This is a genomic window from Terrirubrum flagellatum, from assembly GCF_022059845.1.
Lineage (GTDB): Bacteria > Pseudomonadota > Alphaproteobacteria > Rhizobiales > Beijerinckiaceae > Terrirubrum > Terrirubrum flagellatum.
The window spans coordinates 1701895-1720942 of sequence record NZ_CP091851.1; the positions used below are offsets into that span (position 1 = coordinate 1701895).

A 19048-nucleotide genomic window follows, 5' to 3' on the forward strand; every position below is an offset into this window, starting at 1 on the left:
GGGGGATAGCCCGAAACGGCGGCAATGCAAAGGCGAGCCGGCTGACCGGGCGGTTTGCGACCGGGCGAGGGCTTTGATAGCTCCGCCCTGAAATCAGGAGATCGCCATGGCTCATGTTCGCCGCCCGCTCGTCGCCGGAAACTGGAAGATGAACGGGTCGAAGCTCGCTTTGGCCGAACTTGCGAAGATGGCGGCCGGGCTGGCTGACGGGGCGCTCTGGCGGACCATCGATCTCGCGGTCTGCCCGCCGGCGCCTTACCTCTACCTGGCTTCAGCGGCGTCGATCGGAACCAGGATCGCCGTCGGCGCCCAGGACTGCCACGCCGAGGCGTCGGGCGCCTTCACCGGCGACGTCTCCGCCGAGATGATCGCCGAGAGCGGCTGCTGCTACGTCATCGTTGGCCATTCCGAACGCCGCACGCTGCATGCCGAGAGCAACGACATTGTGCGCGCCAAGGCCGCCGCCGCCCTCCGCGCGGGGGTGACGCCGATCATCTGCGTCGGGGAGACGCGGGCCGAGCGCGACGCCGGCAAGACGCTCGATGTGGTCGGCGCGCAGGTCGCCGGATCGCTTCCGGCGGGCGCGACAGGCGAGGGGATCGTGGTCGCCTACGAGCCGGTCTGGGCGATCGGCACCGGGCTCACGCCGACCGCGGGAGATGTGAAGGCGGTGCATCAGTTCATCCGGGGCGAGCTCCGGAAGAAGCTTGGGAGCGACGGCGACGCCGTGCGCATCCTCTATGGCGGGTCCGTGAAGCCGTCGAACGCGGCCGAACTCATGGCGATCGCCGATGTCGATGGCGCGCTGGTCGGCGGCGCATCGCTGAAAGCCGAGGATTTCCTGGGAATCGCAGCCGTCTATCGGACGATCGCGCCCTCGACCTATCATTGAGCGCAGAACGCAAAAAAGTTGTTGGCGGCTCCCGAGGCGCATGGCTACGCCGGTGAAATCTATGCCCTTGGGGGAAACCATGAAGTCTGTTTTGCTGGCTATTTTCGCGCTAATGTTCGCACCGGCGCTCGCGAGCGCGAAATCCTACACCCTGCCGGAAAGCAATGCCGTCGCCGTCATCACGATCCCGGATACGTGGGACACGGACAAGACCACCGACGGCGTCGAATCGACCTCGGCGGACGAGGAGATCGATCTCTCGATCGAGGTGAAGGCGATCGACAACGTCGTCAAGGCGACCGAAGAAGCGCTGAAATACCTGATCGACAACGGTATGAAGATCGATCCGGCGACCGAGAAGCGTCGCGAATTCAAGATCAACGGCATGGACGGGCTCGATCTCGCCTATAGCGGCACCTACGAGGGCGAGGCCAACAATGTCAGCGTCTCGATCATCATCGTCGATCCCAAGAACGTGCTGATCATGACCTATTGGGCCACCGCCGCGGGCGAGGAGAAGAACCTCGAAGATCTGAAGTCGATCGCCCTCAGCATCAAGCGCGTCGGCGGCTGACGTAGCGACCTTGTCGGGGCGCGCTCGTCGCGCCCCAGCCCTTCCTTGCAATCGGCCGCCCCCGGGGCTATCTCCCCGCCGTTCGAGCGCGCCCTTTGAGGCGCGTGAAGCGGAATTTCCATGCAAGCGGTTCTGATTGTCGTCCATCTCCTGATCGTGGTCGCGCTCGTCGGCCTGATCCTGCTCCAGCGCTCGGAGGGCGGTGGGCTGGGTCTGGGCGGCGGCGGCGTGCAGGGCTTCATGACAGGCCGCGGCCAGGCCAACGCCCTGACCCGCGCGACCGCGGTGCTGGCCGGCGGCTTCTTCCTCACCAGCCTCGTTCTTTCGGTTCTGGCGAGCCACAACCGCACCCAGCGCTCGATCCTCGACGGAGCCGCGACGCCGGCGTCGGAATCGATCCCGGCCGCGCCCCAGAGCGCGCCGATCGGCGGCCCTGGAGGCGGCGTCCTCAACCAGCTCAACCAGTTGCAGGGCGGGGCGCCCGCGGCGCCTCCGCCGCCCTCGGGACCCCAGGTTCCGCAATCGAAGTAATCGCCAAGGGCCGGCTTGCCGGCCCTTCGCTTTTTAAGGGGCGAGGAGAACAGGGTGTGGGGCTCAAGCAGCGCGAAGCGCGGTAGCCCCACGCGAAAATGTGGATGGCGTCGACAGGCGCTATCCGAATCGAAATGCGCAGTCTAAGGATCGGCTCCCATGACGCGGTACGTATTCATCACCGGCGGCGTGGTCTCCTCGCTTGGCAAGGGTCTCGCTTCAGCCGCTCTCGGCGCGCTTCTGCAGGCGCGCGGCTACAAGGTCAGGCTGAGGAAGCTCGACCCCTATCTCAACGTCGATCCGGGCACGATGAGCCCGTATCAGCATGGCGAAGTCTTCGTCACAGACGACGGCGCCGAGACAGACCTCGATCTCGGTCACTATGAGCGCTTCACGGGGCGTTCGGCGACGCGCGACGACAACATCACCACAGGCCGGCTCTATCTCGACATCATTACGAAAGAGCGGCGCGGCGACTATCTCGGCGCGACCATCCAGGTCATTCCGCACGTCACCAACGCGATCAAGGACTTCGTCGTCTCCGGCAATGACGATTTCGATTTCGTGCTGGTCGAGATCGGCGGCACGGTCGGCGACATCGAAGGCCTGCCATTCTTCGAGGCCATCCGTCAGCTCAAGAACGAATTGCCGCGCAACAGTGCGATCTACCTGCACCTGACGCTGTTGCCCTACATCCCCAGCGCCGGCGAACTGAAGACGAAACCGACGCAGCACTCCGTCGCCGAACTGCGCTCGATCGGCATCCAGCCTGACATCCTGCTTTGCCGCACGGATCGCGAGATCCCGAAGGAGGAGCGTCGCAAGCTCGCTTTGTTCTGCAACGTCCGCGAGAGCGCGGTGATCGAGGCGCGCGATGTCGGTTCGATCTATGACGTGCCGCTGTCCTATCACGCCGAAGGGCTCGATACGGAAGTACTCGCCGCCTTTGGCCTTGATGCCGAGACGAAGCCTGACGTCTCGCGCTGGAAGAAGATTTCGACCGCGATCCACAATCCGCAGGGCGAAGTCACGATCGCCATCGTCGGCAAATACACCGGCCTGAAGGACGCCTATAAATCGTTGATCGAGGCGCTCAGCCATGGCGGCATCGCCAATGGCGTGAAGGTCAATCTCGACTGGATCGAGAGCGAGATCTTCGAGAAGGACGATCCGACGCCGCATCTTGAACATGTGCATGGCATTCTCGTGCCGGGCGGATTCGGTCAGCGCGGCTCGGAAGGAAAGATTCGCGCAGCGACCTTCGCACGCGAGCGCAAGGTGCCTTACTTCGGCATCTGCTTCGGCATGCAGATGGCGTGCATCGAGGCGGCGCGGAATCTCGCCGGCGTGTCGAATGCAGGCTCGACCGAATTCGGCGAGACCAGCGAACCCGTCGTCGGCATGATGACGGAATGGATGCGCGGCAACGAACTTGAAATGCGCAAGGCCGGCGGCGATCTCGGCGGCACGATGCGACTCGGCGCCTACAAGTCGACGCTGAAACCGGGGTCGCGCATCGCCGAAATCTACGGCTCGACCGAAATCTCCGAGCGCCATCGCCATCGTTACGAGGTGAACACGGCGTACCGCGAGCGGCTGGAGGAGAAGGGGTTGAAATTCTGCGGCATGTCGCCGGATGGCCTGTTGCCGGAGACGGTGGAATACGCCGACCATCCTTGGTTCATAGGCGTGCAGTATCACCCCGAACTGAAATCGCGGCCGTTCGAGCCCCATCCACTCTTTGCGAGTTTCATCGACGCCGCGAAAACACAGAGCCGGCTGGTGTAAGCGACGCGCCGACGCAAGTCGGCGCGCCCACGTTCGAACTTCGCTTTATTTCTTCCCGTAGATCAGCACGCTGAAGGTGTCGGGATAGAAAGTGTTGGCGTAATAAGGCGATACGCTCGTCGTGATCTTCTTGGCGTAATCGGCTGTTCCCTCAGCGGTGACCGCGTAGATTTTCTTGGATTTCGAGTCGAAGGCCAGAGAGCGGACGCCGGCGTTCGTGCCCAAAGCCTCGACCTGCGCGTAGTGATCAGCATCCTTCTGCTCGAACACGTTCATGATCGCGTTGACGCCGTTGGTCAGGAAAATGCGCTTGAGTTCTGCGTCATAGGCGACGCCGTCATTGCCGCCGCCGACCTCTTCCGAGAAAACGATGGCCCCGTTTTCGACGTTCATGACTGCAAATGACGGCTTCACCTTCGCATTGCCGCGGCAGCCCAGCATCAAACGTTTGCCGGCGGCGTCGAGCGCAACGCTGTTGGTCTGGCCGCAGCCGGGCGTCGGCCACGACGCCGTGACCTTCAGCTCTTTGGTGTCGAGGCGATAAACCATCTCGGTGTCGCGGGCGGCAAGATAGAAATTGCCTGCGCCGTCGGCCTCCGCGTGCTCCGGCTTCTTGGTCGGAACCTTGATGACGCCGACCCGCTTGAGCGAGGGAAGTTCGAGCACAATCAGATCGGTGCCGTCAGCGCCAGCCGCCATATTGACGATGATGCGTTTGCTGGTGGGATCATAGTGGCTGGTGTCGAGTTCTTCGCCGAGCTTGATCGGCTCGCCGGCCTCCAGCGTCGACAGCTTGAACGGCGTGATTGTCCCGTTCTCATTGTTGGAAACGCCGAGGTCGAATTCGGGGACGAGCGTGGCGCCATTCGACGAGGCGTTTTCAGTGCCCGCTATGGTTTTGATCACCGACTTCGAGCCGAGGTCGAAAACCTGCAGCCCTTCCTTACGATGACCAATGAAGAGGCGATTTCGCGCGCCATCGAGCGCGAGATAGTCCCACGCGGAGCCTTTCCCCGGAATCTTGATCGCTTCCTGAAGTCGCCATCCGTCGAGTGCAAGAGCGGAGGCGGACAGAAGAGGCAGCGCGATGAGTGCAAAAATGAATCGTCGGCCTGATTTCATTGTTTCCCCCTTGTACTGCTCGTTGCGCCTTTGAACGGCTGGCGAACGTAGATTAAGGCGACGCGGAGGACCTGCAAGCTTTGATTTCCGGCGGGCTGGAGAAGCGAAGGTCCGCTTGTCCAGCCCGCGGCGCGTCACGCGCCTTTCATGCAATCGCTGCGGAATTTCTTGCGCTCCTTGCCGTGCAGGCTCTTGGCGTCGGCCTGGGCTGAGCAGTCCTTGGACTTCGCGGTCTGCTGAGCCTTCGCCGGCTTGGCGGCGGCTTTCGTTGACGCGGCCGGAGCGGTCGTTGTCGCGGCCGGAGGCGACGCAGTGGACGGCGCCGCAGGCGTCGGGCTGGTCTGCGCGTAGGCCGCTCCGGCGAGTGAGGCGGCGAAAATCGCAGTGGTGAGCAAAGTTCTGGTGATCGACATTCGGGTTCTCCCTTCGGAGTTGAGCCCCGCCGGACGCCGTGGCGTCCGGCCTTGTCAGCCGATCCGTCCTTTCACGAAGCGGCCGCGGGGATAAGGCGGCTTTCGGCCGCGTCCGCCCGCCCCAAACTCGCCCATTTGCTGGTGCAACCGCTCCGCGCCGACGAGCCAATCTCGCTGAAGCGCCTCAAACAGCGCGCTGGCCCGCCAGTCTCTGCAAGGCTTCCTTCGCAAGCCGCGTGGTGAGCGCGCCGGCGGACTCTTCGCGCGCCAGAGCAGCCGCTTGTCCCGTCCAGAGGGGCGAGAAATCGCCGGAGCCCGCCTTCTCCGCAGCCGCGCGCAATGGCGCCAACGCGCCAGACGCATTCGGGAATTGCGGCGCGAGATCGGAGATCGGGCCAAGGTCGCGCATCAGCCTGTTGTAGAAGCCACGCGCTGGACGGCCGGAGAAAAGGTTCGTCAGGGTCGATTCGCGCGAGCGCGCTTCCCTGAGCACGCCGCGATGGATCGCGCTGAGAGTCGCCTCCGGCGTGAAGAGGTAGGCTGTGCCGATCTGTACGGCCGCTGCGCCGAGATGGAAGGCCGCGGCGACGCCGCGGGCGTCGCTGATCCCGCCCGATGCGATCACGGGAACCTTCACCGCATCAACGATGAGAGGCGTCAGCGCCATGGTGCCGATCTGCGCGCCGATGTCGGCGGTCAGAAACATGCCGCGATGGCCGCCGGCCTCGAAGCCCTGGGCGATGATGGCGTCGCAGCCATTATCTTCGAGCCAGCGCGCTTCAATAGGAGTCGTCGCGGAAGAGAGAATTTTCGCGCCGGCGACCCGCACGCGTTCGACCAGCGGCGGTTTCGGCAGGCCGAAATGGAAGCTCACCACCTCCGGCTCGAATTCCTCGACAATCCCGCACATCGCCTCATCGAAGGGCGCGCGGGAGGCGGCGGCGACCGGCGCAGCCGGATCAAGACCGAGTTCGCGATAATAGCCGCTCAGCCGCTCCTTCCAGAGCTGTTCGCGCTGCGGGTCCGACTTCGGCGGCTCATGACAGAAGAAGTTGAGATTGATCGGTTTCGCAGTGCGTTGCCTGATGACGCCGAGCTGCGCCCGCGCCGTCTCCGGCGTCAGCATTGCGCAGGGCAGGGAGCCGAGCCCGCCAGCTTCCGACACGGCGATCACCAGTTCGGCGCCGTTCGAGCCGGCCATCGGCGCCTGGATGATCGGCAGCTCGATTCCCAGAAGTTCGAGAAGGCGCGTGTCGGGCCACATGGCGGCGATCCCTGTTCCGGCGAGGCGGGCGCATCTCTTGCTCCCGCCTCGCGGCGATTTCAATGGCGCTCGGCGCGCGTGCGCCGCGTGAAGTCGCCGTGCGGCAGCGCACATTGCGAAAGCCGCCCGCTTTGATTGAATGGATGCGAGCTGGAGGGTCGCATGCTCGCCTCGGTCGCCGGACTGCCGGCCTTTCTCGCCTATGTCATCGCCGCGCTCGCGCTCGTTGCGCTCTATCTCTACGTCTATATGTGGATCACGCCGCATGACGAATTCGCGCTGATCCGCTCAAACGTCACGGCGGCCGGCGTCAGCATGGGCATGTCGCTGATCGGCTTCTCCATCCCGCTGTCGAGCGCCATGCGCTACGCCGCGAATATCTGGGACATGATCATCTGGGGCGTGATCGCGCTCATCGTGCAGATCATGGTGTTTTTTCTCTCCCAGATCGTATTCCCTGATCTCGCCAAGCGCATTGAGGCGAATGAAATTCCCGCGGCGCTGTTTGTCGGTTCTGCGTCGCTCGCCGCGGGCATTCTTAATGCGGCGGCGATGTCCTACTGAGTCGCGGCGATGAAACGCTCGCTGATGGCGCCGGTCGTCGGCCTCGGCATCGGGGCGGCGACGCTTGGCAGCGCCGGATTCATCGGCTCGCGCACGACTTGCGCCGAGGGGCGCGTGGTCGAGTCGGTTGCGCAATGCAAGGCGCTTGCCGGCATTGAGGGCGCGCGCATCTGCGACGCCGCCTTTACTGTGGCGCCGGCGCAAGAGCGATTGGATGTCGTGGATCGCGCGGCCTTTCTGCGGATGAGCCCCAACGGCCTCCCGACCGCCGAACAGGTGACGCGCGCACCTGGCGATCCCAAATGGCGCAGCGCCGCAGGTTCGATCATGGACCCGTATCGCAATAGCTGCGCCTCAAGAAGCTCATCCTCGTCCAGCTCCCACGGCGGGTCTTCCGGGCGATCCTGGTGGAGTTCAAGCAGTTCGGGCTCAAGCTGGGGCAGTTCGAGCTCAAGCAGTTCAAGTTCGGCGACGCATCTGACGGCGCGCGGCGGCTTCGGCTCGTCCGGCTCTTTCGCTTCGCATTCGTCGAGCTGACGGATCATTCGTGCGGCGCATCATCTCCCGCGAGCGGCCGAACTGGCGCGACAAGGCGGCGGAGCTCGGCTTCTCCTTCCACTCTCCAGGCGGCGAGCCCTACTGGGACGAAAGCGCGTTCTACGGTTTCACGTTGCGCGAGATCGAACTCGGAATCGAACAGGCGGCAGGCGATCTGCATAAGCTCTGCCTCGAGCTCGTCGATCGCGTCGTGCGCGACGAACGGCTGTTGCGCAGACTGGCGATTCCGCAATTCGCCTGGAGTTTCATCGCCGAGAGCTGGCGGCGAAAAGACCCTTCGCTTTATGGCCGCTTCGATTTCAGTTTTGACGGAAGAGGGCCGGCGAAACTCCTCGAATATAACGCGGACACGCCGACTTCGATCTACGAAGCCGCGGTGTTCCAGTGGTACTGGTACGAGGACTGTGTCGCCAACGGCACGCTGACGCGATCCTCCGACCAGTTCAACTCGCTGCATGAGGCGCTGGTGGCGCGCTGGCGTGAGATCGCGGGCGGCGTCTCCGCGCATTTCGCAAGCTATCCCGACGATATGGAGGATCGCGGGACGGTCGCCTATCTCGAAGACTGTGCGAGACAGGCCGGCTTGCGCACGAGGTTCATCGCGATCGGCGACATCGGACTCGATTCAGAGGGCGACTTCGTCGATCTCGACGAGGGCGAGATCAGACTTCTTTTCAAGTTGTATCCCTGGGAGTGGATGTTTCGCGATCAGTTCGGCAAGGCGCTGCCGCGCGCCTCGACGCGATTTGTCGAGCCGCCCTGGAAAGCGATCCTGTCGAACAAGGGAATTCTGCCACTGTTATGGGAGATGGCGCCCGGCCACCCCAATCTCTTGCCCGCCTTCTTCGAGGATGATCCGCGCCGCGGCGAGATCGGCGCGGAATATGTCATCAAACCGATCTATTCGCGTGAAGGCGCCAATATCACGCTGGTGGATTCGATGCGCATGATCGAGGGCGATCGCGGGCCCTATGGCGCCGAAGGCTCCGTGCGACAGCAGCTTGCTCCGCTGCCGCTGTTTGATGGGAACTATCCCGTCATCGGCGCCTGGATCGTTGGCGACTCTCCCTGCGGCATGGGAGTTCGCGAAGATAAGAGTCCAATAACCAAGAATACATCGCGTTTCCTTCCACATGCGATAATCGGGTAAATTAAAAGTCGGGGAAATTTGAGGGTGTCGTCATGCTTCGAGCGAGCATGGTGACGTGCGCCATCGCGGTTGCGGGCTTTGTCGGCTGGCTGGTCCTGGGCTCCGACTGCGACGGCAAGATCGTCAAGAATTCATGGCAATGCGTCCGCAACGCGGGTTTCGAGCCTGCTTTCTGCGGCGGCCTTTTTGATCGACAGGAAGACGCGATCCTGCGCGCGCCGGCGAGCTTTCCGACCGAGATCGCGTGCCGCGGACAATTCCAGATCTGCGAGCGCAACAACAAGAACGGCTGGACCGCCAAACCCGTCAGCTATTGCGTGACGCGCGATTCAAGCGGTCGCGTCGCAAAGGTCGAGCCTGTCGTCTGATCCGACCAAGAGCCGCTGAGGTTGCCGCTAGGGAATGACGAGGCTTGCCCGCCGCGGCGACGCCGACCATAACGGCCCCTTCTTGCACCTGGAAGAAGAGGCTGAAGATGCAGGCGAACGCTGTCGTCTCCGTTGGCCCAGTGCGCTTCGGCAATGCTCTGCCGCTCGCATTCATCGCTGGCCCTTGCCAGATGGAAAGCCGCGCGCATGCGCTCGAAATGGCGTCGGCGCTGAAGGAGATCGCGGGAAAACTTGGCGCGCCGCTGGTCTTCAAGACGTCGTTCGACAAGGCGAACCGCACCTCCGCCTCGGGCGCGCGCGGTGTGGGTCTTGATGCCGCCTTGCCCGCCTTCGCCGAGATCAGGGAAAAGCTTGGTCTGCCGCTTCTCACCGACATCCATGAAATCGGGCAATGCGCGCCGGTCGCTGAAGTCGTCGATATCCTGCAGATCCCGGCGTTCCTGTGCCGGCAGACCGATCTCGTTGTCGCCGCGGCCAGGACGGGTCGTGTGGTCAATGTGAAGAAGGGACAATTCCTCGCGCCGTGGGACATGAAGAATGTCGCCGCGAAAGTCACCGGCGCAGGCAACCCCAATGTGCTCGTCACCGAACGCGGCGCGTCCTTCGGCTACAATACGCTGGTGACCGATATGCGCGCGCTGCCGATCATGGCGCAGCAGACAGGCGCTCCGGTGATTTTCGACGCCACCCATTCGGTGCAGCAGCCGGGCGGACAGGGCGCCTCGTCGGGCGGTCAGCGTGAGTTCGTGCCGGTGCTGGCCCGCGCGGCGGTTGCGGTCGGCGTTGCAGGCGTCTTCATCGAGACGCATGAAGCCCCTGACACGGCGCCGTCAGACGGGCCGAATATGGTGCCGCTCGCGGAAATGCCGGCCTTGATGCGGCAACTCATGCGCTTCGACCGTGCGGCAAAGCACATCGAGACATAGGCCGCCCAAGCATCAATCGGGCTGGATATGCTTGGCCGCGCGATCTGATCCGAAGCGGCCGCATGGGGGACGCGCATGCCTGTCATCGCTGCGATCGTCGGCGCCATCACGACTGGTCTGATGTACTGGTTCGTATGGGGCAACGGCATGAGCCATCTCGACCAATGGCTTTACAACAAGCGAAATATAAAGCGCCGCACGGCGGCGATCGCCGAAGCGCAGAGCGCGCCCATTCGCGCGTTAAAGGAGAGCCGCGACGGCGCCACGGCGCTCATGGCGCTGGTCGCGCATGTGCGTGGCGAGCCGACGCCCGAACAACTCGCGTCCATCAAGGAGGAGATGCGCGATGTGCTTGGCTATGGCGATGATCTCGAAGCCAGGCTGATCGCCGCGCGTCATGCGATCGGCGTCGCCGCCTCGCCCGACAGCGTCGTGCTTGATCTTCGCGATCTGCTGCAGAACTCGCTGACCAAGGCCGAGTTCAACCAGCTCTTCCTCATGCTTCGCAAAGTCGCAGCCCTGCATGGCGGCCCGACGGAAGCGCAGGAGCGCATCGTCGCCTTCGCCGAACGTCAGTTGCCGCCGCACGCCTGACGACACTTGGCCGCCTCGCTTCGACGGGCCGGGAAGGCGAGGGCTGCGCCCGGCGCAGTTTCCGAACCGGCGGCGGGGTGACATAGCAGGCTATGCCGTCCCATCCCTCCGTTGCGCCAGAGCCCGCCGTCCCGCCGCAGGGCGTCACCGTCCGCTTCCTCGTGATCGTCGGCGTCTGCGGCTTCGCGAGTTCGCTGACCATGCGGATTCTCGATCCGGTGATGCCGTTGCTCGCCCATGACTTCGACCGCACCATGGTCGAGGTGGCGATGCTCTCGACCTGGTTCACCTTTTCCTACGCGTTCGGGCAGCCTGTGCTGGGGCCCGTCGGCGACAGCTTCGGCAAGGCGCGGCTGATGAGCATCGCGCTCATGGTGGTCGCGGCCTGCGGCGCGATCGGCGCCGCCGCGACCTCGTTCGGGCTGTTCTCGCTGGCGCGGGGGCTGACGGGCATCGCGTCCGGCGGCGTCATTCCGCTCGCAATCGCGATGATCGGCGACCGCGCGCCGCTGCATCAGCGCCAGATCGTCCTCGCGCGCTTCATGATGACGACGCTGACGGGCCAGATCGCCGGCGGCCTGGTTTCGGGCGCGCTCGCGCCTTTCATCGGCTGGCGGGGCGTCGTCGCGGTCGCGGCCTGCGTCGCGCTCGCCGCCGGCGTCGGGTCCTGGATCGCGGTGAAGCCGCGCGCCAATGCGCCGCGCGCGCCTTTCAGCTTCAATCAGGCGATCGCGAATTATCGCGCCATTCTCCAGCATCCGCGCGCCATCGGCCTTTACGTGCTGGTGGCGATCGAAGGCGCGACGGTGTTCGGCTTCTTCCCCTATGTCGCCGGAATTCTGAAAGCGCGCGATGGCGCCGGCTCATTCGAGTCGGGCGTCGTTGTCACGGGCTTCGCGATCGGCGGGCTGATTTTCGCGATCTTCGCTCCGAAGATCGTCGAGCGCCTCGGCTCGGCCAACATGATGCGCGTCGGCGGCGATATCATTGCGATCAGCTTCGCGCTGTTTGCGATCAAGGGGCCGTGGTGGAGCGCGATTGCGATCTTCATCGGCATCGGTTTCGGCTTCTACAATCTGCACAATAATCTGCAGGCGCAGGCGACGACTTTGTCGGAGACGGCGCGAGGTTCTTCCGTCGCATTGTTCGCGTGCGCGCTGTTCGGCGGCGTGGCGTGCGGCCCGCCGCTTGTCGGGCTGCTGATGGCGATCGGCGGCGACGCGGTCGCGTTGCTGATCTATGCCGCGCTGGCGCTGTTCCTCGGCTATATCGCGCCGATCATGCTGAAAGAGGATCGGGCCAACTGATGCGATCTCGTTTGCGCGTCAGATGATCAAATCCGGCCCGCCGCTCCCGGTGAGAGCGGCGGGCCGGAGGCATTGATCTTCAGCGAATGATCGTCGTGACGCGGTTGGAGTCGGTGATCGCCTGATCGAGCACGCGCTCGGCGGCGTCTCCAGTGAAAACCGTCGATCCCACGCGATTGCCGTCGCCGTCGATGGTGACGTTCGTGACCGTGCGGTTCGAGGGATCGAAATAGGTGGCGACATGATAGCCGCCGCCGACGGGCTTGTCGTTGACGAGGATGGGGCGCTTCGCCTTAGGCGCAGGCTTGGCCTTCGGCGGCTTGCGGCCGTGCGTAAGTTCGCGGCCATCGACGCCATATTCCACGATGTCGACGCCGGACCTCGGGTTGGAGACAACAGATCTGGTGACGCCGGTCGCGGAGTCATAGGTCCATCCTGTCGCGCCGCCCTTCTTTGGCTGCGGGATCATGATGACGGTCGAACCGCCGTCGCTGCCGCCATCATGCGCCAAAGCGGGCGCAATCGCCGAACCAGACATGATCGTCGCGGCAAGCAGCGCGACCTTGACGAAATTGATCTTCGACATAACCGCTCTCCGAAATTCGGAGGCCGTCCCGGCCCCGTGCATCGCCGCGTCATCGCGTCGACGGGGAAGAAATAAACGAGCGTAGAACGGGTTTATGTGCGCAGAAGTACCCGCGGGAACAGACAGCGCCTCCATTCGGTGCGGCGGCGCACCACGCGCGGTGGTTCGCGAAGCGTTCGGCGCTCAGCGCCCGCGATAGGGCGCGACGCCCTGATCCGGCAGCCAGAGATCCTTCGGCGCTGATCCCGTCTGCCAGAACACGTCGATCGGCATGCCGCCGCGCGGATACCAGTAGCCGCCGATGCGAAGCCATTTCGGCTTCAGAAGCTCGACCAGTTTCTTCGCGATGCCGACCGTGCAGTCCTCATGGAACGCGCCGTGATTGCGGAAGCTGCCGAGATAGAGTTTCAGCGATTTGGATTCGATGAGCCAGTCGCCGGGCACATAATCGATCACGAGAATGCCGAAGTCGGGCTGGCCGGTGACCGGGCAGATCGAAGTGAATTCAGGCGCGGTGAAACGGGCGAGATAGAGCGTCCCGGGATGCGGGTTTGGAACGCGATCGAGCCGGGCTTCCTCCGGCGACTGGGGCAGGGCGGTCGGCTGGCCAAGCTGGAGCGCCGACGGCTTTGCTTTCGGTCGTTTCGTCATGGCGGCGCTCATAGCAGGGCGGCTCGCGCAGGCACAGGGGCAAAGCTTTTCTGCTTGGCGGTAGCGGATATCGATTGTTTCAAGCTCCCTCCGGCGCGATCACGGTCAACGCCGGAAACGCATAGCGGTAGCGTCGCCCGTCGCGCGTCAGCAGCCGATAGCCACGAACCGCCGCATGCGCGCCAATCAAGAAATCTGCGAGGATCGTTTCGCGTCCGCCGCCGCGCGCCCTGTACGCGGCGTGCGCCTGCCCGGCGAGGAAAGCCGCATCCCATGGGATGTCCTCTCGCTCCAGCTCTTGCAGCAGTTCATCCACCGTCTCTTTCGCGCGATAGCGCGCGCTGACCTCGGCATAGATGATCGGATTGATGATCAGGGCGCCGCGCGTTTGCGACAATTGTTCGAATGACCAGTCGAACCAGTCCGGGTCCTTCGTCGCGATGTCGAGGATGATGTTGGTGTCAACGAAGGTCGGGCCAGTCATCGCCGCGCATCAGCTTCATCAACTCGTCGGTAGACAGCCCGCCGCGCGGCGTCAGCTTTTGCATGCGCTTTGCAATCCGCTTGGCCCGCGCGCGCGCAGCCGCCGCCGTGCTGTTCAGCGGCACGATGCGGGCGCCGTCGCTGTCGATCGCGAACTCAATTTCTCCGCCTGGCTTGAGCCCCAGCCTCTCGCGCACGGCGATGGGGATTGTGACCTGCCCCTTCGAGGTGATGCGCATTTCGCACTCCATTCTTACTTCTAAAGTAATACCGTTTGTCGTCGGGGTCAAAGGCCGGTTGTTTCCGCCTGCAATAACTCTTCCGCGGGGCGCTTGCTTCACGCCTTTCCCTTTCGCCAGCCGGCCATTAAAGCGGGCGCGGCCAAAGTCGCAGGGAGCCTTTCATGACCGAGATCATCGACGTTCACGCCCGCCAGATCCTGGATTCGCGCGGCAACCCGACGGTCGAGGTCGACGTCATTCTGGATGACGGTTCGCTCGGCCGGGCGGCCGTGCCCTCGGGCGCCTCGACGGGCGCCCATGAGGCGGTCGAACTCCGCGACGGCGACAAGAAAAAGTATCTCGGCAAGGGCGTGCTCAAGGCCGTCGCGGCGGTCAACGACATCATCGCCGAGGAGCTCGTCGGCATGGACGCCGAGGATCAGGTCTCGATCGATCAGGCGCTGATCAAGCTCGACGGCACGCCCAACAAGAAGAAGCTGGGCGCCAACGCCATTCTCGGCGTGTCGCTGGCGAATGCGAAGGCGGCGGCCGATGCGCGTTCGCTGCCGCTCTATCGCTATGTCGGCGGAACGCAGGCACGCGTCTTGCCTGTGCCGATGATGAATATCGTCAATGGCGGCGCCCATGCCGATAACCCGATCGACTTCCAGGAGTTCATGGTCATGCCGTTCGGCGCGCCGACGTTCGCCGACGCGGTGCGCTGGGGATCGGAGATCTTCCACACCCTCAAGGCCGCGCTTAAAGCGGCCGGCCACAGCACCAATGTCGGCGATGAGGGCGGCTTCGCGCCCAATCTTGAATCGGCCGAGGCGGCGCTGGATTTCGTCATGAAGGCTGTCGAGACGGCTGGTTTCAAGCCCGGCAAGGACGTCTATCTCGCGCTCGATTGCGCGGCGACCGAGTTCTTCAAGAACGGCAAATACGAATATGAAGGTGAGAAGAAATCGCGCACGATCGACGAGCAGGTCGCCTACCTCGCCAAGCTCGTCGCGAATTATCCCATCGTCTCGATCGAGGACGGCATGTCCGAAGATGATTGGGACGGCTGGAAGAAGCTGACGCTTGCGGTCGGCGAGAAGTGTCAGCTTGTCGGCGACGATCTCTTCGTCACCAACGTGGCGCGCCTCTCGGAAGGCATCGACAAGGACATCGCCAACGCGATCCTGATCAAGGTCAACCAGATCGGCACGCTGACTGAAACCCTGGCGGCGGTCGACATGGCTCATCGCGCAGCCTACCGGGCGGTGATGTCGCACCGTTCCGGAGAAACCGAGGATTCGACGATCGCCGATCTCGCGGTCGCGACCAATTGCGGACAGATCAAGACCGGCTCGCTCTCCCGCTCCGACCGGACGGCGAAGTTCAACCAGCTCATCCGCATCGAGGAAGAGTTGGGATCGACGGCGATCTATGCCGGGCGCAGCGCGCTGAAGTCAGGCTGAGGAGAGCGCAATGAAACCGGATGTCAGGGATGAAGCGCTCATCGAGGACATCCGGTTTCTTGGCCAGATTCTTGGCGACACGGTTCGCGAGCAGGAAGGCGCCGCGACCTTTGAATTGATCGAGACGATCCGGCGCCTCAGCGTCTCCGCCGGACGTGGCGCGAAAGAACAGTCCGGCGCCGCGCTCACCGAGCTGCTGCGCGGGCTGACGCCCGCCCAGGCCGTTTCGGTTGTTCGCGCCTTCGCCTATTTCTCCCATCTCGCGAATATCGCCGAAGACCGGCACGACCAGCGCATTCGCGCCGCACGCCGTCTTGCGAATGCGCCGCCGGAGCCCGGTGATCTGACCTACACGGCGGAGCGGCTGCGCGCCGCGGGCGTCGAGGAGGCGAAGGTCGCGCGGATGCTGGAGCAGGCCTGGCTGTCGCCGGTGCTGACCGCCCATCCGACCGAAGTGCAGCGCAAGAGCCAGCTCGACGCCGAGCGCGCTATCGCGGAGCTGTTGGCGGAGCGCGAGCGCCTTGTCGTCGAGGATGATCTCGCGGCGAACGCGGCGCTGATCCGCGCCCGCGTCGCGCAGCTCTGGCAGACGCGCCTTCTGCGCCAGACGAAGCTCACCGTCGCCGACGAAATCGAAAATGCGCTGAGCTATTATCACGCGACCTTCCTGCGCGAGATTCCGAACGTCTATGACTCGCTGGAGCGTCGGCTTGGCGGCCGTCATATCGGGCCGTTCCTGCGCATGGGGAGCTGGATCGGCGGCGATCGCGACGGCAATCCCAACGTCACGGCGGAGACGATGCAAGTCGCGCTCCGCCGCCAATCTGAAGTGGCGCTGCGCCATTATCTCACCGAAACGCATCTGCTTGGCGCCGAATTGTCGATGTCGGCGACGCTGGTCAGCAGCACGCCCGATCTCAAGGAGCTCGCCGCGCGCGCGGGCGACGACAATCCCCACCGCGACGACGAGCCCTATCGGCGCGCGCTCGTTGGCGTTTACGCCAGGCTTGCCGGCACGTTGCGCAAGTTGACCGGCGGCGAAGCGCTTCGTCATGCGGTCGCGCCATCGACACCCTACGAGTCGCCGGCGGAATTCCGCGCCGACCTGCTTACTGTCGCGTCGTCGCTGCGCGCCCATCATGGCGGCGCGCTGGTTGCCCCGCGCCTTGCGCCACTGATGCGCGCGGCGGAGGTATTCGGCTTCCATCTCGCCACGCTCGATCTCAGGCAGAGTTCGGACAAGCATGAAGCTGTCATTGTCGAGTTGCTGGCCGCGGCGCGCATCTGCGCCGACTACGCCTCGCTCGACGAGGCGGCGAGACAGAAGCTCCTGCTCGACCTCCTGCGCGATCCGCGCAGCGTGAAGGCGCCGCAGCACGCTTATTCCAAACTCGCGACGGATGAGCTCGCCATCTTCGAGACCGCGCGGCGCATGCGCGAGCTGTTCGGCCCGGACGCCATTCGCCACTACATCATCAGCCATACCGAAAGCGTCAGCGATCTCCTCGAAGTTCTGCTGCTGCAGAAGGAGGCGGGGATGATGCGGGGCGTGCTCGGCGATGCGTCGCCGGCGCCTGTCGCGGACCTCATCGTCGCGCCTCTGTTCGAGACGATCCCGGATCTGCGCAATGCGCGGCCGATCATGAAAGAATTCTACAGCCTTCCAGGAATCCGCGCGCTTGTCGTCGAGTCCGGCGGCGTGCAGGACGTCATGCTCGGCTATTCCGACAGCAACAAGGATGGCGGCTACTTCACCAGCAACTGGGAGCTCTATGGCGCGTCGACCGCGCTTGAAGAGCTGTTCGCATCGATGCCCGACGTGCGCATGCGCCTGTTCCATGGCCGCGGCGGCACAGTCGGCCGCGGCGGCGGCCCCAGCTACCAGGCGATCCTCGCGCAGCCGCCCGGCACGGTGAAAGGCCAGATCAGGCTGACCGAACAGGGCGAGGTGATCGCCAGCAAGTACGCCGATGCGTCCATCGGCCGGCGTAACCTCGAAACCCTTGCTGCGGCGATGATCGAGGCGACGATGCTCACGCCGACGGAGCGCGCGCCGCAGGAATTCCTCGACACGGCGGCCGAACTGTCTGCGGAAAGCATGAGGACCTATCGCGCGCTCGTGTATGACGATCCCGAATTCGTCGACTTCTTCTTCTCGGTCACACCGATCGCGGAAATCGCCGAGCTCAATATCGGTTCGCGCCCGGCGTCGCGCAAAGCCTCGCGCAGCATCGAGGATTTGCGCGCCATTCCCTGGGGTTTCTCGTGGGGACAGGCGCGCATCGCGCTGCCAGGCTGGTACGGCGTGGGATCGGCCGTCGAAGCCTTTCTTGGAGAAGATGGCGGCCGGCGGGCGGAACTGTTGCGCCGCATGAATCGGGAATGGCCGTTTTTCCGCGCTATTCTCTCCAATCTCGACATGGTGTTGGCGAAAACCGAGCGCGATATCGCGAGCGCCTATGCGGCTCTGGCGCCGGATCAAATTGTCGCCAAACGGATATTCGGCTTGATCACCGCCGAATGGGACCGCGCGGCGCGGGCGCTCGAAACGATCACGGGATTGACGGAAAGACTCGCGGAGAATCCAACGCTGGCGCGCTCGATCAGACATCGCTTCCCCTACATCGCGCCGTTGAACTATCTCCAGGTCGAGCTGATCAGGCGCTGGCGCAGCGGCGTTCAGGACGACAAGACGCGGCGCGGCATCCTGATCTCCATCAACGGCGTGGCTGCGGGTTTGCGAAATACCGGCTAAGGATTCGACATTCTCCGCATGTGCAATCGCGGAGAATTCTGCTAGATTCCGACCGCGGCCCAGAAAGCGATGGCCGTGGGGAGGAACTCATGTTCACGAGGCGTCTGTTCTGCGGCTGCGTCGCCGCATCCGCTGGATTCTCGGCTGTTCCCGCGAGCGCGCAAGGGCTGGAATGCGCGGTTTTCACGCCCGAACGCCAGAAGGCTCTGACGCCCGACGATGCGCTCGCGACGCTGAAAGAGGGCAATGCGCGCTTCCTCGCCGGCAAAAGCATCAATTGCGATCTCATGGCGCAGGTCAAGGCGACCTCGTCCGGACAGGCGCCGTTCGCGGCTGTCGTCGGCTGCATCGATTCCCGCGTGCCGCCGGAGCTGGTTTTCGATCAGCGGATCGGCGGCATGTTCGTGGCCCGCGTTGCCGGCAACTTCGTCAACACGGATATTATCGGCAGTCTCGAATATTCGGCGAAAGTGGTCGGCGCGCGCGTGATCGTGGTGCTTGGCCATTCCGAATGCGGCGCGATCAAGGGCGTCGTTGACGATGTGAAGCTCGGCAACCTGACCGCCATGCTCGAAAATCTGAAGCCCGCAGTGCAAGCCAGCAAAGGCGTCGAAGGCGAGCAGAACTCCCATAACAAGAAGCTGGTGCAGAAAGTCGCCGACGCCAATGTCCGCCTGTCGACTGCGAAGCTGCTCGACCGCAGCCCTGTGCTCAAGGAGATGGTCAATGCCGGTCAGTTGAAAATCGCCGGCGCGATGCACGATGTCGCGACGGGGCGGGTCGAATTCTTTTCCTGACCGCGCGCTGCGGGCGTCAT

Annotated in this window: 21 protein-coding genes; 13 read left to right on the forward strand and 8 right to left on the reverse strand. The window is 64.0% G+C overall.

All coding sequences use genetic code 11. From position 1 onward, the window contains the following. Positions 1 to 106: 106 nt before the first annotated feature. The 4 genes from tpiA (at position 107) to L8F45_RS08305 (ending at position 3785) form a co-directional block, all read left to right on the forward strand. Positions 107 to 892 (forward strand): triose-phosphate isomerase, encoded by a 786-nt coding sequence (gene tpiA / locus L8F45_RS08290; protein WP_342362400.1) that lies wholly within the window; start codon positions 107 to 109, stop codon positions 890 to 892. Between the two features lie 79 nt (positions 893 to 971). Then, positions 972 to 1466 (forward strand): hypothetical protein, encoded by a 495-nt coding sequence (locus tag L8F45_RS08295; protein WP_342362401.1) that lies wholly within the window; start codon positions 972 to 974, stop codon positions 1464 to 1466. A 120-nt stretch (positions 1467 to 1586) separates the two neighbouring features. Beyond that, a complete protein-coding gene (secG, locus tag L8F45_RS08300) occupies positions 1587 to 1997 on the forward strand; it encodes a preprotein translocase subunit SecG (RefSeq protein ID WP_342362402.1) in 411 nt (136 codons plus the stop codon). A gap of 159 nt (positions 1998 to 2156) precedes the next feature. After that, the gene (locus L8F45_RS08305) at positions 2157 to 3785 is read left to right on the forward strand and encodes a CTP synthase (protein WP_342362403.1); all 1629 of its coding nucleotides are present in this window, start codon (positions 2157 to 2159) and stop codon (positions 3783 to 3785) included. 45 nt (positions 3786 to 3830) lie between these two features. Here L8F45_RS08305 and L8F45_RS08310 read toward each other — a convergent pair whose 3' ends face one another. From L8F45_RS08310 to L8F45_RS08320, 3 genes are all read right to left on the reverse strand, one after another. Next, positions 3831 to 4907 (reverse strand): YncE family protein, encoded by a 1077-nt coding sequence (locus L8F45_RS08310; RefSeq protein ID WP_342362404.1) that lies wholly within the window; start codon positions 4905 to 4907, stop codon positions 3831 to 3833. Between the two features lie 134 nt (positions 4908 to 5041). Next, positions 5042 to 5320 (reverse strand): PsiF family protein, encoded by a 279-nt coding sequence (locus L8F45_RS08315; RefSeq protein ID WP_342362405.1) that lies wholly within the window; start codon positions 5318 to 5320, stop codon positions 5042 to 5044. Positions 5321 to 5504: 184 nt separating this feature from the next. Then, the gene (locus L8F45_RS08320) at positions 5505 to 6584 is read right to left on the reverse strand and encodes an NAD(P)H-dependent flavin oxidoreductase (RefSeq protein WP_342362406.1); all 1080 of its coding nucleotides are present in this window, start codon (positions 6582 to 6584) and stop codon (positions 5505 to 5507) included. Positions 6585 to 6746: 162 nt separating this feature from the next. Between L8F45_RS08320 and L8F45_RS08325 the strand changes: the two genes are divergently transcribed. Next, positions 6747 to 7148 (forward strand): DUF350 domain-containing protein, encoded by a 402-nt coding sequence (locus L8F45_RS08325; RefSeq protein WP_342362407.1) that lies wholly within the window; start codon positions 6747 to 6749, stop codon positions 7146 to 7148. On the opposite strand, the gene L8F45_RS08330 is transcribed toward L8F45_RS08325, so the two are convergent. Continuing rightward, a complete protein-coding gene (locus tag L8F45_RS08330; protein ID WP_342362408.1) occupies positions 7142 to 7693 on the reverse strand; it encodes a hypothetical protein in 552 nt (183 codons plus the stop codon). The genes L8F45_RS08325 and L8F45_RS08330 overlap by 7 nt on opposite strands. Before the next feature lie 2 nt (positions 7694 to 7695). On the opposite strand from L8F45_RS08330, the gene L8F45_RS08335 reads away from it, so the two are divergent. The 5 genes from L8F45_RS08335 (at position 7696) to L8F45_RS08355 (ending at position 12072) form a co-directional block, all read left to right on the forward strand. Beyond that, positions 7696 to 8856 carry a glutathionylspermidine synthase family protein gene (locus L8F45_RS08335; protein WP_342362409.1) on the forward strand — a complete coding sequence of 387 codons (1161 nt, stop codon included), beginning with the start codon at positions 7696 to 7698 and terminating at the stop codon, positions 8854 to 8856. A 32-nt stretch (positions 8857 to 8888) separates the two neighbouring features. Then, positions 8889 to 9224, forward strand: a complete 336-nt coding sequence (locus L8F45_RS08340) for a hypothetical protein (RefSeq protein WP_342362410.1) — start codon at positions 8889 to 8891, stop codon at positions 9222 to 9224. 107 nt (positions 9225 to 9331) lie between these two features. Further along, positions 9332 to 10171: a 3-deoxy-8-phosphooctulonate synthase gene (gene kdsA / locus L8F45_RS08345; RefSeq protein ID WP_342362411.1), complete on the forward strand. Its 840-nt coding sequence runs from the start codon at positions 9332 to 9334 to the stop codon at positions 10169 to 10171. Between the two features lie 75 nt (positions 10172 to 10246). Then, entirely contained in the window at positions 10247 to 10765 is a 519-nt protein-coding gene (locus L8F45_RS08350) for a hypothetical protein (protein ID WP_342362412.1), read from the forward strand. 92 nt (positions 10766 to 10857) lie between these two features. After that, complete coding sequence (locus tag L8F45_RS08355) at positions 10858 to 12072, forward strand: MFS transporter (protein ID WP_342362413.1); 1215 nt, start codon at positions 10858 to 10860, stop codon at positions 12070 to 12072. Positions 12073 to 12151: 79 nt separating this feature from the next. Here L8F45_RS08355 and L8F45_RS08360 read toward each other — a convergent pair whose 3' ends face one another. The 4 genes from L8F45_RS08360 to L8F45_RS08375 all read right to left on the reverse strand — a co-directional run bounded on the left by L8F45_RS08360 (position 12152) and on the right by L8F45_RS08375 (position 14031). Then, positions 12152 to 12658: a hypothetical protein gene (locus tag L8F45_RS08360; RefSeq protein ID WP_342362414.1), complete on the reverse strand. Its 507-nt coding sequence runs from the start codon at positions 12656 to 12658 to the stop codon at positions 12152 to 12154. A 183-nt stretch (positions 12659 to 12841) separates the two neighbouring features. Further along, positions 12842 to 13309: a preQ(1) synthase gene (gene queF, locus L8F45_RS08365; RefSeq protein ID WP_342362415.1), complete on the reverse strand. Its 468-nt coding sequence runs from the start codon at positions 13307 to 13309 to the stop codon at positions 12842 to 12844. A 79-nt stretch (positions 13310 to 13388) separates the two neighbouring features. Continuing rightward, positions 13389 to 13793, reverse strand: a complete 405-nt coding sequence (locus L8F45_RS08370) for a type II toxin-antitoxin system VapC family toxin (protein WP_342362416.1) — start codon at positions 13791 to 13793, stop codon at positions 13389 to 13391. Continuing rightward, on the reverse strand, positions 13771 to 14031 hold the full coding sequence (locus L8F45_RS08375; protein ID WP_342362417.1) for an AbrB/MazE/SpoVT family DNA-binding domain-containing protein: 261 nt from the start codon (positions 14029 to 14031) through the stop codon (positions 13771 to 13773). The genes L8F45_RS08370 and L8F45_RS08375 overlap by 23 nt, the downstream gene beginning before the upstream one ends. Positions 14032 to 14195: 164 nt before the next feature. Here L8F45_RS08375 and eno point away from each other — a divergent pair, with 164 nt between their 5' ends. The 3 genes from eno to L8F45_RS08390 all read left to right on the forward strand — a co-directional run bounded on the left by eno (position 14196) and on the right by L8F45_RS08390 (position 19028). Next, the gene (gene eno, locus L8F45_RS08380; RefSeq protein ID WP_342362418.1) at positions 14196 to 15476 is read left to right on the forward strand and encodes a phosphopyruvate hydratase; all 1281 of its coding nucleotides are present in this window, start codon (positions 14196 to 14198) and stop codon (positions 15474 to 15476) included. Between the two features lie 10 nt (positions 15477 to 15486). Continuing rightward, positions 15487 to 18231, forward strand: a complete 2745-nt coding sequence (gene ppc, locus L8F45_RS08385; protein ID WP_342362419.1) for a phosphoenolpyruvate carboxylase — start codon at positions 15487 to 15489, stop codon at positions 18229 to 18231. An 89-nt stretch (positions 18232 to 18320) separates the two neighbouring features. Beyond that, positions 18321 to 19028 (forward strand): carbonic anhydrase family protein, encoded by a 708-nt coding sequence (locus L8F45_RS08390; protein ID WP_342362420.1) that lies wholly within the window; start codon positions 18321 to 18323, stop codon positions 19026 to 19028. Positions 19029 to 19048 lie beyond the last annotated feature (20 nt).

Coding starts and splice junctions, on each gene's coding strand:
- tpiA (WP_342362400.1), top strand. CDS start 107: ATGGCTCATGTTCGCCGCCCGCTCGTCGCCGGAAACTGGAAGATGAAC.
- L8F45_RS08295 (WP_342362401.1), top strand. CDS start 972: ATGAAGTCTGTTTTGCTGGCTATTTTCGCGCTAATGTTCGCACCGGCG.
- secG (WP_342362402.1), top strand. CDS start 1,587: ATGCAAGCGGTTCTGATTGTCGTCCATCTCCTGATCGTGGTCGCGCTC.
- L8F45_RS08305 (WP_342362403.1), top strand. CDS start 2,157: ATGACGCGGTACGTATTCATCACCGGCGGCGTGGTCTCCTCGCTTGGC.
- L8F45_RS08310 (WP_342362404.1), bottom strand. CDS start 4,907: ATGAAATCAGGCCGACGATTCATTTTTGCACTCATCGCGCTGCCTCTT.
- L8F45_RS08315 (WP_342362405.1), bottom strand. CDS start 5,320: ATGTCGATCACCAGAACTTTGCTCACCACTGCGATTTTCGCCGCCTCA.
- L8F45_RS08320 (WP_342362406.1), bottom strand. CDS start 6,584: ATGTGGCCCGACACGCGCCTTCTCGAACTTCTGGGAATCGAGCTGCCG.
- L8F45_RS08325 (WP_342362407.1), top strand. CDS start 6,747: ATGCTCGCCTCGGTCGCCGGACTGCCGGCCTTTCTCGCCTATGTCATC.
- L8F45_RS08330 (WP_342362408.1), bottom strand. CDS start 7,693: ATGATCCGTCAGCTCGACGAATGCGAAGCGAAAGAGCCGGACGAGCCG.
- L8F45_RS08340 (WP_342362410.1), top strand. CDS start 8,889: ATGCTTCGAGCGAGCATGGTGACGTGCGCCATCGCGGTTGCGGGCTTT.
- kdsA (WP_342362411.1), top strand. CDS start 9,332: ATGCAGGCGAACGCTGTCGTCTCCGTTGGCCCAGTGCGCTTCGGCAAT.
- L8F45_RS08350 (WP_342362412.1), top strand. CDS start 10,247: ATGCCTGTCATCGCTGCGATCGTCGGCGCCATCACGACTGGTCTGATG.
- L8F45_RS08355 (WP_342362413.1), top strand. CDS start 10,858: ATGCCGTCCCATCCCTCCGTTGCGCCAGAGCCCGCCGTCCCGCCGCAG.
- L8F45_RS08360 (WP_342362414.1), bottom strand. CDS start 12,658: ATGTCGAAGATCAATTTCGTCAAGGTCGCGCTGCTTGCCGCGACGATC.
- queF (WP_342362415.1), bottom strand. CDS start 13,309: ATGACGAAACGACCGAAAGCAAAGCCGTCGGCGCTCCAGCTTGGCCAG.
- L8F45_RS08370 (WP_342362416.1), bottom strand. CDS start 13,793: ATGACTGGCCCGACCTTCGTTGACACCAACATCATCCTCGACATCGCG.
- L8F45_RS08375 (WP_342362417.1), bottom strand. CDS start 14,031: ATGCGCATCACCTCGAAGGGGCAGGTCACAATCCCCATCGCCGTGCGC.
- eno (WP_342362418.1), top strand. CDS start 14,196: ATGACCGAGATCATCGACGTTCACGCCCGCCAGATCCTGGATTCGCGC.
- ppc (WP_342362419.1), top strand. CDS start 15,487: ATGAAACCGGATGTCAGGGATGAAGCGCTCATCGAGGACATCCGGTTT.
- L8F45_RS08390 (WP_342362420.1), top strand. CDS start 18,321: ATGTTCACGAGGCGTCTGTTCTGCGGCTGCGTCGCCGCATCCGCTGGA.